9 protein-coding genes are annotated in these 14700 nt (G+C 38.6%); 5 read left to right on the forward strand and 4 right to left on the reverse strand.

What is annotated here, in order from left to right:
* The first annotated feature begins 282 nt into the window (after window positions 1–282).
* The gene (locus J7K93_07620; GenBank protein ID MCD6116866.1) at window positions 283–3498 is read left to right on the forward strand and encodes a PD40 domain-containing protein; all 3216 of its coding nucleotides are present in this window, start codon (window positions 283–285) and stop codon (window positions 3496–3498) included.
* A gap of 240 nt (window positions 3499–3738) precedes the next feature.
* Here J7K93_07620 and J7K93_07625 read toward each other — a convergent pair whose 3' ends face one another.
* From J7K93_07625 to J7K93_07640, 4 genes are all read right to left on the reverse strand, one after another.
* Window positions 3739–6189: a T9SS type A sorting domain-containing protein gene (locus J7K93_07625; GenBank protein MCD6116867.1), complete on the reverse strand. Its 2451-nt coding sequence runs from the start codon at window positions 6187–6189 to the stop codon at window positions 3739–3741.
* Window positions 6190–6598: 409 nt separating this feature from the next.
* On the reverse strand, window positions 6599–7189 hold the full coding sequence (locus tag J7K93_07630) for a methyltransferase domain-containing protein (GenBank protein MCD6116868.1): 591 nt from the start codon (window positions 7187–7189) through the stop codon (window positions 6599–6601).
* Window positions 7189–7713: an ECF transporter S component gene (locus tag J7K93_07635; protein MCD6116869.1), complete on the reverse strand. Its 525-nt coding sequence runs from the start codon at window positions 7711–7713 to the stop codon at window positions 7189–7191. Before J7K93_07635 ends, J7K93_07630 begins: the two co-directional genes overlap by 1 nt.
* Before the next feature lie 8 nt (window positions 7714–7721).
* The gene (locus J7K93_07640) at window positions 7722–9581 is read right to left on the reverse strand and encodes a TonB-dependent receptor (GenBank protein ID MCD6116870.1); all 1860 of its coding nucleotides are present in this window, start codon (window positions 9579–9581) and stop codon (window positions 7722–7724) included.
* 230 nt (window positions 9582–9811) lie between these two features.
* Between J7K93_07640 and J7K93_07645 the strand changes: the two genes are divergently transcribed.
* The 4 genes from J7K93_07645 to J7K93_07660 all read left to right on the forward strand — a co-directional run.
* A complete protein-coding gene (locus J7K93_07645) occupies window positions 9812–11377 on the forward strand; it encodes a sodium/sugar symporter (protein ID MCD6116871.1) in 1566 nt (521 codons plus the stop codon).
* A 38-nt stretch (window positions 11378–11415) separates the two neighbouring features.
* Window positions 11416–12450, forward strand: a complete 1035-nt coding sequence (locus J7K93_07650; GenBank protein ID MCD6116872.1) for a galactose mutarotase — start codon at window positions 11416–11418, stop codon at window positions 12448–12450.
* 38 nt (window positions 12451–12488) lie between these two features.
* A complete protein-coding gene (locus tag J7K93_07655; protein ID MCD6116873.1) occupies window positions 12489–13796 on the forward strand; it encodes a galactokinase in 1308 nt (435 codons plus the stop codon).
* Between the two features lie 357 nt (window positions 13797–14153).
* The coding region (locus J7K93_07660; GenBank protein ID MCD6116874.1) for a hypothetical protein at window positions 14154–14700 on the forward strand (547 nt) is incomplete at its 3' end.

Raw genomic sequence — 14700 nt, forward strand, 5'->3', positions numbered from 1 at the left:
AATAGGTTACAAATAGAAAAATACCGATCATTTCCAATGAATTTAAAGAGGCTGCAGCAAGAGCAGCCTCTTTTTTTGTTCCGGGACTATGGAATGGAACAAAGTGGGAGAGTTTGGGAACAAGTGGGATGTTTTCTTTCGATGTATTATTTCTATGTTGCATTTATTCTGTTTCTCAAGTATATTAAATCCATTCACAGGACTTCTTTATGCGGAGGAATATTATTTTCCCATCTGTTATTTATCAAACAATTAAAACCTGACAACCGAAAGGAGAAAGAAATGAGCAGAACAAGAATAATTCCTGCTGCCGGCGTTTTATTGGTTCTTTTATCAGCAGCAGCTCTATTTGCAGGCCAGGTAACCTTTGCACGCTATCCTGCACTCAACCCTGCAGGAAATGAGATCGCATTTTCTTTTCAGGGTGATATCTGGGTTTCAGATGTTACAGGATCCAATCCGAGGAGATTGACAATACACAAAGGATACGAAATGAGTCCGCGGTGGAGTATCGACGGCTCATACATTGCTTTTTCCGGAAATAGGTTCGGGAACAATGATGTTTTTGTAATACCTTCAAACGGAGGAGAGTCAAAAAGACTGACTTACCACTCTTCCGGAGATATTGTTACAGACTGGAGCAGTAAATTCGGCATTGTTTTTTCAACATCAAGAACTTTCCGACAGATAGAGAGAGAACAGGGAATTTACGCTGTTAAAAAATCTGGTGGCACTCCTGTCAGAATTTTTGATGAAGTAGGCTCATCAGCTGTGGTATCTCCTGACGGCCGGTACATTGCATTTGAAAAAGGTGAATGCAGAGTGGCAAGAGAGCAGTATAAAGGCCCTGCAAACAGAGATATCTGGATTTTTGATACAAAGGATAAAACCTTTCACCAAATCACAAAAGAGGATTATCAGGATATTCTGCCGAGATGGGCAGACAGCAGGACCCTCTATTTTTTAAGTGCGGATAAAGAAAAATACAATATCCGTAAAGTGGCAGTGAATGAAAAAGCAGAAGCAAGCCCGAAAGAGGAGATTACGAACTTTTCCGATGATGGAATCCGTTATTTTGACGTATGCGGAAAAGGGGATATTATTGTTTTCGAAAGAAAAACAGGCCTGTATTCGTGCAGCCTTAAAGGTGAAAACATTTCGGAAATCCCTGTAAATATCGGCGCTGATTACCGTTTTGACCCTGTAGAACACAAAACATTTACAAACAAAATTAACGACTATTCAGTGTCTCCGAATGGTAAATATTCAGCTTTTGAAATCCACGGAGAGATATTTATTACAGAGAACAGCAAGGAAAAAAACCAAACAATAAACATAAGCAATTCTCCATGGCGTGACCAGAGCCCTGTATGGCTGAATGATACTACTCTTGCATTTGTTTCAGACAGAAATAAACAATACGATATCTATTTTGTAAGGTCAGCTGATAAAAAAGTGTCAGACCTTTTTAAAACATTAAAACGGGAAATAACGAGAGTGACAAATACAAAAGAAGATGAATCTGCTCTTGTAGTTTCTCCTGATTCTAAAAAACTTGCCTTTTTAAGGGGCAGGGGACAGCTGATTGTTGCAGATATTGATAAAGAAAACAAACTTTCAAATCAGATTGTACTGCTTGACGGGTGGGCAACTCCCGGATCAGTAGTTTGGAGCCCTGACAGTAAGTGGCTGGCCTACTCTATTGATGATCTGGATTTTAACAGTGAAATATACATCCAGGCAGCAAATAATTCCGTAAAACCTGTTAATGTCAGCATGCACCCGCGGGGAGATACAAATCCTGTATGGAGCCCGGACGGATCCAAACTTGCATTTTGTTCCGAAAGGAATAATCACGATTCTGATGTATGGTTTGTGTGGCTGAAAAAGAGTGACTGGGAAAAAACTTCTCAGGACTGGGAAGATGAAGCAGATAAGGATGATACAAGTAAAAAAGGGAAGGATAGTAAAAAGAAAAAGATTGTTATGCCTGTTAAAATAGACTTTAACAGGATTTATGACCGGCTTGTCCAGGTTACTACTTTCCCGGGTGATGAATACAATATTGCAATCTCAAAAGACGGTAAAACTTTTTATTTTACCGGTACCAGCCCTTCGGGAAAAGGCAGCGATTTGTTTAAGGTAAAATGGAACAGGAAAGATCTTAAGCAGATTACTAAAGGCGGACAGAATCCAGGCGCTGTTTTACTCTCAAATTCCGGTAAATTTCTTTACATGCTTAAAAAGGGACGGCTCAGCAGGATCAAAACTGATAGCGATAAAAGCGAGAATATTTCTTTTCTCGCAAAAATGGATATAAATCACAGAGCGGAAAAAGAGCAGATTTTTGAAGAAGCATGGCGTACTCTTTACCATGGTTTTTACGACCCGAATTTTCACGGGCAAAATTTTGTTTCTTTAAAGAAAAAATATAAACCCTGGGCTATTGAAACTTCTACAAAGCATGATTTCAGGGATATCTTTAACATTATGATCGGCCAGTTGAATGCAAGCCATATGGGCCTTTACGGCGGTGACATGGCTAAAACTCAGAGAGAATCAACAGGCTTTCTCGGTGTGGCAATAAAGCCTGTGAAAAAGGGTGTGGTTGTAAAACGAGTAATTCCCGATTCTCCGGCAGACAGAACTGCAAGCAAGCTTTATCCGGGAGATATCATAAAATCAGTCGACGGACAGCCGGTCTCTGATAAAATTAATTTTTATTCTCTGCTGACAAATTTAGCTGGTAAAAAGGTGCTTCTGAATGTTACAGACAAAAACGGATCTGAAAGGGAAGTGGTTATACGGCCTGTCAGAAGTTTGAGAAACCTGTTGTACAGGGAATGGGTTGCTCAGAGAAGAACTTTGACAGAGAAGCTTTCCGGCGGCAGATTAGGTTATCTCCATATTCAGGGTATGAACATGCCGAGTTTCGAGCGATTTGAAAGAGACTTTACTGCAGCAGCATCAGGTAAAGAAGGTATAGTAATTGATGTGCGCTACAACGGCGGAGGATGGACTACAGATTATCTGATGGCTGTTCTTAATGTAAAGCAGCATGCTTACACAATACCCCGCGGAGCGGTAAAGAATCTAAAAAAAGAACACAGCAAATTCCGTGATTTTTATCCCTTTGCAGAGAGGCTGCCTTTCTATCCATGGATGAAACCTTCTATTGCCATGTGTAATGAAGCCAGCTATTCCAATGCAGAAATATTCTCTCACGCATACAAAACCCTCGGAATTGGAAAACTCGTAGGAAAGCCCACTTTTGGTGCGGTTATTTCAACAGGGGGGCTGGGGTTAATTGACGGTTCTTTTGTGAGACTGCCTTTCAGAGGGTGGTATGTAAAAGCAACAGATAAGAATATGGAACACGGGCCTGCTGTTCCTGATATTATTGTTGCTAATCCTCCGGGAAGCAAAGCTGCCGGAAGGGATCCACAGCTTGAAGCTGCAGTAAAAGAGCTTTTAAAGGAAATTGATCAGAAGAAGTAAGTTTACGGATTACACTAATTAATAAGATTTTATAAAGAAGGTAACCTTCTCCCCAAAGGTTACCTTCTTTAGTCTCAACTTTCGATAATGGAATAGAAACTCTGTTTCATTTTTCAGAGGAATATTGAAATCTTAATATAATTTTCATATCTGCCAATCTTGTTCTCACAAAAGTATGGAGCAGGTATCCAGATGGTAGTGAAAAGGGGCTCATGTGAATAGTTTAATTATAAATGGTTTTTATCTGATCAACAGCATCTTTTTATTATCTTTATATGAATCTATCCGAATATAATAAATATATATACCTGATGTTAACCCATCGGCATTAAATTGTAGGAGATGGTGCCCCTTTTCCATCGTTTGATCAATCAATGTCGATAATTTTTGTCCAATCAGGTTGTAAACAGACAATATGACATGACTTTTTTCTTTCAAATAGAAAGGAATATTAGTTGTAATGTTAAAAGGATTGGGATAGTTTTGATATAGTTGAAAATTATTTGGTAAATTGTTTTTATTATTTATTGACAAATTTTCATACCAAGCTATCTTATCATCAGTTCGTGAGGCAGAAAGTACATCCATGTCTCCATCATTATCAAGATCAGCTGCATAAACTGATTGTGCACCTTCTGCTGATAAAGTAATGATTGTCTGGCTGCCGAAAACTCCTGATCCATAATTTTCATACCATGCAATTTTATTATTATCCCATGAGGCAGATAGTACATCCAAATCCGCATCGCCATCAATGTCTGTTGTATATACAGATAATGCATTTTTTGTATCGGTTGTGATAATTTGCTGAGGTCCAAATGTACCCGAACCAAAATTTTCATACCAAGCGATTTTACCATGATTCCATGATGAAGCAGAGAGTACATCCATGTCTCCGTCGTTGTCAAGATCAGCTGCATACACAGAATGAGCGCCATCTGCGGTCGTAGAGATTAAAGATTGTGCGGTAAAGTTGCCTGAGTTTTTATTTTCATACCATGCAATTTTTGCATCCAAAAATGAAGCAGAAAGAACGTCTATATCGTTGTCTCCGTCAAGGTCTGTTGCATAAACAGATTGTGCATCTTTTGAGTTAGTAGTAATAGTTACTTGAGAACCGAAGATTCCTGATCCATAATTTTCATACCAAGCGATTTTATTATCTCCTTCGGAAGCAGATAGTACATCCATATCCCCATCTCCATCAAGATCTGCAGAAAACACAGACATTGCCCAGAATGCATTGGTAGTGATAATTTGCTGGGGCCCAAATATTCCTAAACAGTTGTTTTCATACCAAGCGATTTTATTATCACCCCATGAAGAAGATAATACATCCATATCACCATCGTTATCAATGTCCGCTGCATATACAGATGATGCATTTTTTGCGTTGGTAGTGATGATTCGTTGAGGCCCGAATGTTCCTGAACCGATATTTTCATACCATGCAATTTTGTTATCATCAAATGAAGCAGATAATACATCCATATCTCCATCATTATCCAAGTCAGCAGAAAATACAGACATCGCATCACTTGCTGCTGTGGTTAAGGTTTGTTGAGTACTAAAGGTTCCTGAACCATCATTTGCATACCATGCAATTTTGTCATCTAATGAAGCAGAGAGTATATCCATATCACCATCGCCATCTAGGTCAGCTGCATGCACAAATACTGCTTGATTGGCATCTGTAGAGATTATCTGCTGCTCGCCAAAGGAACCTGACCCGAGATTTTTAAACCATGCAATTTTGTTATCATCTCTTGAAGCAGAGATTACATCAATGTAACCATCGCAGTTAATATCAGTTGCATACACAGACATGGGCCATTTTAGACTTGTTGTGATAATTTGATGGTTACTGAAATTACCGTTACCATCATTTTTGCACCAAGCAATTCTACTTCTGATTGATGTAGCATAAAGTACATCTATATTTCCATCATTGTCAATATCTGTTGCATACATAGATTCTACTCTGCTTACATTTTTATCAACGATATGCTGAGTATTGAAAGAACCTGCCCCATCATTTTCAAACCAAAAAATCTTTTTATCATAATATGAAGCATAGATTATATCCATGTCTTTATCATTGTCTAAGTCATTAATATAAATCTTAGTTAATTGATTAACATCGTCAGTAATAATATGTTTATTGCTAAAAGTATCTGAGCCAATATTCTCATACCAGGCAATAGTATTATCACGCCATGAAGCAGAAACAACATCCAGATCACCGTCATTGTCAAGGTCAGCTGCATATACTACAGATGCCCAATCAGCCATATATGTAATAATTTTTTGTGGGCCAAAGTTGCCTAATCCATTATTTTTATACCATGCAATTTTATCATCCATTCCGGAAGCAGAAAGTACATCTATGTTTCCATCACCGTTCAAATCTGCGGCATAAACAAAAGTTGGCCATTCTACTGATGTAGTTATAATCTGCTGAGGCCCAAACTTACCGAAACCATTGTTTTTGTACCAAGCAATCTTATTGTCGAGAAGTGAAGAAGAAATTATATCAATATCTCCATCACCATCCAAATCAGCACTGTATAGAGCGGATGGCTCATTAGTTTTGCTCTGAATTATAACCTTTTGATTACTGAATTTCACTTGTGAATAAAGTGAAAAAGATAAAAATAGAGGGAATACTATAATTAATTTGATCCTATTCAAAACAGGTTCCTTTTGTTAAAAAGTTGAGATTATTCCCAAAAACAAAAAAAGGCACAACAAATTTATACAGATTCCCCTTTATGAAACAAGTCCATAAATCTGCAATATTTTGTTCTGCCTCGCCCCTTGAATCTAAAGTATTAATTTTATATTAATAAGTCAAGGGTTTTTTAAGAGAAAATTTAAATTTTTTGGCATGCAGGTAGTTGAACGGGCAATAGGGTGATATAGATTATCGTATAGGGCTGGGGTATAGGATATTGAACGGAGTTGTTTTATTTGATTATATGTGTGGTATACTTTTGGAATACATTGCACGGTAATAGAGTTGGGGCCCAATTTGTGTTCTCTCAGATGCTAACTGTAGACTGTGGACTGTGGACTGAGGTCTGAAGACTGAGGACTGTCACTATTTAACGCCCTCAACCCAGTAAAGCCCATCAGTATCAACTGCTTTAATTACTTTAAATCCTGATATCTCAAGCATCTGTGAAAGTTCCTCTGCTTCAGGAAGAACATCTTTACTTACAAGTGTACTGAGGTCAAAGTGAAATTTGTTTATCTCATCACTTGAGTCTCTGTGAAAAATAAGAAGCTTTCCTGAAGGTTTTAAAACTCTGTATATCTCATTAACCGCTTTTTGCTGGTCAATGAAATGTGGAAAGGCAGAAAAACAAATGATTTTATCAAATAAATTGTTTTTAAAACAGAGGGAGTGGATATCATTGCATAAATAATAAATATTATCATGTGATCCTTTTGATTGGCTTCTTTCCAGCATATCAAGAGCAAAATCATGAGATATTACAATGCCCTGTTCTCCGACAATGTCAGCAATGCAGCGGCTCATTCTGCCTGTACCTGCTCCAACGTCAAGTACAGCGTCATCTTTTTCCAGGCCGAATTCTGTCAGATAACCTTTTAAGGAATTATCGTCTTTGGCAATTGAATCCCACTCTGTTGCAAGTTCATTAAAATAGTTTCTATGCCCGATTGACATTATTGATTCCTTATTGTATAATATCCTGAAGATTCGATTATTCTAACTAAGATTGGAATGATAATTAAAATAATCAGAGAACCCGGAAGGCTGTGCACTACAGCGGCTATTGAAAGAATGTAACCGGGCAATCCAATAACAGATGCTGCAAGATATGATAATCCTGCAATAACGATTCTGGAAATTATCAATCCAGATAGAAGAGATAATACAGGTTTTACCTTATATTTTCTGAATAAAAATGCTGTTGTGAAAGAGAAAACCATAAGTTCCGGAATCATAATCTGAAGTACAGGAGGAGACACAGGGGGCATTCCTGTGACGAGAAATGAGAGGAGAGGTGTCATTGCTCCGACAGTAACTGCAAATGAGACAGGCAGAAAAAAACATGAGATAGCAACAGGCCAGAACATCGGCAGAAAAACGGCACCCCCGCCAATACCGTGAAATGCAGCAGGAATCAAAATTCCCAATGCAATAAATAATCCGCTTAGAACCAGCTTTTTTGACCTGTCAGGGTTCATTTAATTATTTATTTCCCGAATGAATAATTTATATTTCCAATAAAATATCTGCCTGGCATGGGATATCCGTACATTGCCATATACGTTTTGTCAAAGAGATTTTTGACTGAAACCCTGAATCCAAGACCGTTATAAAGAGGCCCCCTGATAGTAAGATTCACAACAGCATAGTCATCCATTGGCCTCTCTTTGTTGTCTGCTCCGTAAAGTCCGCCGATGTATAAAATATCTCCGAGCATAGTAAAAGATCTTATTCTAAGTACTGCTTGTGCAGACAGTTTTTCTGCAGGAGAGTACATAGTCTCATTGCCTGGGTCCAGATGAGACCATGATACGTTGAATGTAAGAATGTCTGAAGGAATCCATCTTGTTACCAGCTCATAGCCTGTATGTGTAAAGTCTCCCGAGTTTACCCATGTAAACGGGAATCCCGGATTGCTGGACCTTATCATATTTGTGCCCTGGGACCGGAAAATAGTCAAGTCAATTTTTAACTGTGAATAAATATACTGAGATATAGCAGCCTCGTAGTTCCACATCTCTTCAGGTTTTAAATCAGGATTTTTGGGCCTGAAGAAATAGAGCTCCCTGAGCGAAGGACTGCGGAATCCTTTGCCTGCGGAAATCCTGAAAGATGTAAGGGGCGTTATGTGTGTAACCAGGCCGATTTGAGGAATTATTTCGGATCCGAATTGGGAGCTTTTTTCAACTCTTACGCCGCCGCTTAGAATAAACCGGTTTAAAAATACCTGTTTTGTATGAACGTATGCACCATATTCGGATACAAAAAATTCCCCAAAATCCACATTGCCAAGAGTATTTTCAGCTTTTCCCCCGTATCGTTTAAAATCAAAACCTGCAATAGTGGAATTCCCTTTAATGATTTTTGCTGTATTGTATGCCATAAAGCCGAGGGTTCTGTCTGTTGATTTCCATCCGTCAAAAAATTTGTGATCGCCGAAATTCCCATGAAGTTTAATGACGCTTTTACCTATAATGCTTCTATGTTTAACTGTTAAATCACCTCCGCCGCGAATAATATCGTACCAATTGTCAGATAGGGGATTGTCAATAGTTCCGGGATCATAAACAGTTACGTCTGCAAATGACCCGTTAAGTTCAACAGATGTTTTTTTAGACAGGTTGTATGTAATGTTTACAGTTGCATGATTAGCCTTGTACTCTCCGTCTGCATCTGTGCGGTGGCCCTCAGTCTCACGATGGGAGAATGTTGTATATGAAGATATGTTGTTTCTCTTTGTACCTAAAGTTATGGAAGCTGTTTTGATGCCGAAAGAGCCTGCCCCGGAGTTCAGCCCGAGATGAATACCGTCATTTTTCTGCTGAAATGGTATAAGGTTAATTACACCGCCTGTAGCATTTGTACCGTAGATAAAGGATGCAGGGCCTCGAATTATTTCAACTTTCTGCAGGCCGTCAGTTGAGAAATCATCGGCAATTGTACATCCCATAAGGCCCATAAAATCCGGCCGGCCGTTTCTAAGGATAAGTACCTGAGTTACAGCTCCTCCTCCGAGCCCTCTGACAGATATTTTGCCTGCTGCATTTCCCGCTGCTCCGAATCCCATAACACCCCATTCGGTAATGTAAATTGAAGGGATGGTAAGGTTTACAGCTTCAAGAACCGATGAAGTGGGTAAGTTTTTTATATATGCACTGTCAATTAAAGATACGCTTGCCGCAAGATTTCTTTGTGTATCTTCTGTTCTTGTTGCAGTTACCACGATTGGGTTAAGATGATATTTAACATGGATTGAATCGACATCTGTATTTACAGATGAGAATGCAGGTGAAAACATTAAAAATATAAGCAGAAGTCCCGAAAGAATAAAAAGTTTTTTCTGCATAACACTCTCCTAAGTAATCAATATAATGAGTTTTTTTAACGAACGTGCTACGAAAACAAAAAAAGTAACACATGTAACATAACTTATACTTATGTTTATGTCAAGCAAAATTTCGTATTAATAAAAAAAATATTTTGTTTATTGATTTATATGAACTTTTGTTTTATATTAACACAAACGATTGCGGAAATCTTTACAAAATTTCATAAACCAAACTTATGAGGTGAGTAATGAGCTTTTCGGTGCTGGACTATGCTGTTTTTTTCGGTTACATAGTTTTTATTATTTTTCTCGGACTGTTTGTTTCAAGAGAGAAAAAGGGACATAAGAAAGATTCGAAAGATTATTTTCTTGCAAGTAAAGCGCTTCCCTGGTGGGCAGTAGGTGCATCACTTATTGCTGCAAATATTTCAGCGGAACAGGTAATAGGAATGTCCGGATCCGGGTATGCAATAGGCCTTGCAATTGCATCTTACGAATGGATGGCGGCTCTTACGCTTCTTATTGTTGCTAAATATTTTCTGCCGATTCTTATTAAAAAAGAGATATACACTATGCCCCAGTTTCTGGAAATTCGTTTTGACAAACGCGTAAGGATGAGTCTTGCGATTTTCTGGCTTCTGGTCTATGTTTTTGTTAATCTTACGTCGGTATTGTATCTCGGTGCTCTTGCTTTACGTACAATTATGGGTATAAATTTATGGTGGGGTATAATAGGGCTGGCTCTCTTCTCGGCTGTTTATTCTATTTACGGCGGATTAAAAGCAGTTGCATGGACAGACGTTGTTCAGGTTACAGTTCTTATAGGCGGAGGCTTGATTACCACTATTCTCGCGCTTAATGCAGTCAGCGGCGGGCATGGATTTATCGCAGGTTTTGTAGACCTTGTAAAGCAGGCGCCTGACAGATTTGACATGATTTTGTCCCGAAGTAATCCGAATTATGATAAATTACCCGGTATAGGGGTTTTAATAGGCGGAATGTGGATTGCAAACCTCTTTTACTGGGGATGCAACCAGTATATTACACAGAGAGCTCTCGCATCAAAAAGCCTTAAAGAAGCACAGAAAGGGCTTGCATTTGCAGGTTATCTGAAACTTCTGACTCCCCTCATTGTAGTTGTGCCTGGTATTGCAGCATACGCACTTCATGCAGAAATTGCAAAACCTGACGCTGCATATCCGTGGCTTCTCAATACTTTTGTCCCCACAGGGCTTAAGGGAATTGCTTTTGCAGCCTTAATTGCAGCAATTGTTTCATCATTAAGTTCAATGGTAAATAGCACTGCAACAATATTTTCAATGGATATCTATAAACAGATAATAAATAAAAAAGCTTCGGAATCCAGGCTTGTACTTACAGGAAGAATAACAAGCGGAGTTGCTCTTATTATTGCAATTTTAGTTGCTCCGCAGCTGCAGTCACTTTCTCAGGCATTTCAGTACATTCAGGAATATACAGGATTTGTAAGCCCGGGTATTCTGGCAATATTTATGGCAGGGCTTTTCTGGAAGAGGGCTACTACAAATTCTGCGCTTGCTGCTGCTGTATTGACAATTCCCCTGTCAGCAGGGTTTAAGTATCTTGCTCCGAATCTGGCATTTCTCGACAGGATGGGACTGATCTTTTTAATCCTTTTGGGAGTGATAGTTCTTATTTCTCTGATTGAGAGTAAAACCGATCATCCAAAAGCAATCAAACTTTCAAAAGCATTGTTTAAAACAGACAGAGTTTTTAATGTCCTTGCAATTGGAATTTGCGGTATATTGGCTGCTTTATATATAATCTTCTGGTAGGGTAATATTGGGGCTGAACTGGTGCGGGGTGATGATTAATGAGAATTAAAAAGATACTGTTAGGCAGAACTGAAACAGGTATAGATATTTTTCTTTTTGAGCTTTCTGCAGGAAGCATTAAAGCTCGCGTAATGACATACGGAGCTGTGCTAATGGGCCTTTATGTCCCGGACAGAGATTCTGCTGCCGGAGATGTTACACTTGGATATGATTCTTTGAAAGAGTATATGAACGACAGGTTTTATTTCGGTTCAATTGTGGGAAGATTTGCCAACCGAATTAAAAACGGAACCTTTTCAATTGATAACATTGAATATCAGCTTACCAGGAATGTCGGTGAAAATCATCTTCATGGCGGGGAAAACGGATTTAATAAAAAGGTTTGGTTAGCTAATAGTTTCAGCACTAATAAGGAAATCGGAGTAGCCCTCACCTGTGAGAGCCTTGACGGAGAGGAGGGGTATCCCGGAAAAGTATGGTGCGAGGTTAAATATTCTGTGACTTCTGATAATTCGCTTATAATCAGATACACAGCAGAAAGCACAAGGCCGACGCCAATAAATCTTGCTCATCATTCATATTTCAATTTGAACAACAGTAACAGTGATATTCTTGATCATCGTCTGACAATTTTTGCCGATGCTTTTCTGCCGGTAAATGGCAATGTCCTGCCTACAGGCGATATTGCACCTGTAAATGGAACACCCTTTGATTTCAGGGGCGGAAAACGAATTGGAGAGCATATAGATGAAATTGATGGCGGGTATGATAATACGTTTGTTCTTCAAAACAAAGACGGCGGATTAGTAAAAGCAGCAAAGCTCTGGTGTCCTGATACAGGCAGAGTTATGGAAATGTTTACGACAAAACCCGGAATCCATCTCTATTCGGGCAATTATCTTGATTCCAGTGTGACAGGGAAAAAAGGAATTCCATTGAAAAAGTACGGAGGGCTGTGTCTCGAAGATCAGCATTTTCCCGATTCTCCGAATATTCAGCATTTTCCGAATACTATTTTAATGCCCGGGCATATTTATGAACATAAAACCGTGTATTCATTTTCTGTTAAATGATTTGAATATGGGGATATGATTTTCAAAGAGAGCGGCAAATGGCAACAAAAGAAAAACTATCGGCATTATTACAGAAGAAAGAGCTGGAAGTTATTTTTGACAAGCTGTACGGCAGAAATAATAAAGTAAGGATGAATCAAAAAAAACGCTATCATGATTTTTTTGAATTATGCAAAGACAAACTGCCCGATGGGGAGCCGCATCTGTTCAGCGTTCCGGGCAGAATCGAAATAGGCGGAAACCATACGGATCATAATCACGGAAAGGTGATTGCAGCATCTGTAAATCTTGATGCTGTATGCTGCGCTGTTCCTGTAGATGAACAGGTCATTACTCTTTATTCCAAGGGTTTTGATAAAGCATTTTCCGTGAAGCTGAATTCTTTAAGCCCTCTGCCTGAAGAAGAGGGTACAACATCAGGGTTGATACGAGGTATTTGTGCAGAATTTGTCAATGCCGGATATAAAATCAGCGGGTTTACCGCTTATATGGTTAGTGATGTAATGGTAGGTTCAGGCCTTAGTTCGTCTGCAGTAGTTGAAGTACTTATCGGAAAAATTCTCAGTGTGCTTTTTAACAATGATTCAATTGACCCTGTCACAATTGCAAAAACAGGCCAGTTTGCTGAAAACAGGTATTTTGGCAAACCGTGCGGGCTTATGGATCAGACAGCATGTTCGGTAGGCGGAATAGTTGCAATAGATTTTAATGATCCCCAAAATCCCGATGTGAAGAAGGTTGATTTTAATTTTGCCGATTATAATTATAAAGTGCTTGTTGTTAACACAGGCGGAAGCCATGCTGATCTCACAGAAGATTATGCTTCAATTCCTATAGAGATGAAAGAAGTGGCAGGGTTGTTCAACAAAGATGTTTTAAGAGAGTTGTCCATGAATCAAGTGTTAAATCAAGCCCTTCAAATAAGAAAAACAGCAGGCGACAGGGCATTTTTAAGGGCGTATCACTTTTTTATGGAAAATGACAGAGTTGATTCGGAAGTAAAAGCTCTGGAGAATAAGGATATTAAATCATTTTTAACTCTAATTAACAGATCGGGAGATTCGTCATTTAAATACCTTCAGAATATCTTTTCAGTTCACAATACGCGCGAACAGGGGATATCTCTTGCTCTGGCACTTTCGGAGGATTTTATAAGACGTTCGGGAAACGGCGCATGCAGGGTTCATGGAGGAGGATTTGCAGGAACAATACAAGTATTCCTGCATGACAAAGATGTCGAAAAGTATAAGAATATGATTGAATCTGTTTTTGGCGAAGATTCTGTATTTGAGCTTGGCATCAGACAGGAAGGCAGCCTGCATCTGAATTCTTATCTTGCAGATTAACCCGGAATTATATTTTTTTGCCGGGCACCAGTTAAGCTAAAGTTTTGTCAGTACGGGATTTTATTCTATTTTCTGACAAAATAAATAATAAAAATAACCATATTTACTTACCGCGGCTTTACCCAAACTCTGCATAATTTCATATAATTCCGATTCAGCAGAAAATTGAGGTTTCCAAATCACATTACTAATATCTTGACAAAATCATTAAAATTATGCACATTAATAAATGTTGATTACAGTCATTAATTTAACGGGTTAAATTGATATAAGATATTAATTCTCATAGTCTTAAGTGCTTTGCTCGGAATAGATCAGTAAGCCTTTAAGCCTATTAATTTTCACAGGAGATTTACAATGGAAGTGTCCGAGGCAACTGGGCCGAAGATTTTTTACCGAAGATTGGATGCAATTCTTTCAAAAATTGGAAAAACCAAATCTGATAAGAATTTTTTCATAAATATTCTTTCCGCTCTGCGAAAAGAGTTTGGTAAGGATCTGAAAATCAAGAAAAGCTATATCTATGAAGAGCGAGGTACGGATTATATACTTATTCATTCTGTAAATGCAGGGAGAAAAGTTAAAGTACGGCCATCATTCTCGCGTGATTCCAGAATTGTGAGTATGGCATTAATAAAACGAAGAGCTGTTATAACAGCACCTGAGCTTATTAAGGAATTCGAGATTAACGGTAAAAAAGGCATTTCTGCCATTGCAGTAACAACTGTACATAATCCTGTGCGAAGGTGGATATTTGTTTTTGAACTTGATCACGAGTGGGTGTATGAAGAGATTATGCTTTTTTTAAGAGCTATGCGTACAGCTCTTAATTACAGGTTGTTTTCCGAGATGGTGGGAACGGATCTTGAGAGATCAGAGCAGATTCAGAAGAGCCTGCTGCCGA

It is taken from the genome of bacterium (assembly GCA_021158245.1).
In the GTDB taxonomy this organism is placed as follows: Bacteria; Zhuqueibacterota; QNDG01; order QNDG01; family QNDG01; genus QNDG01.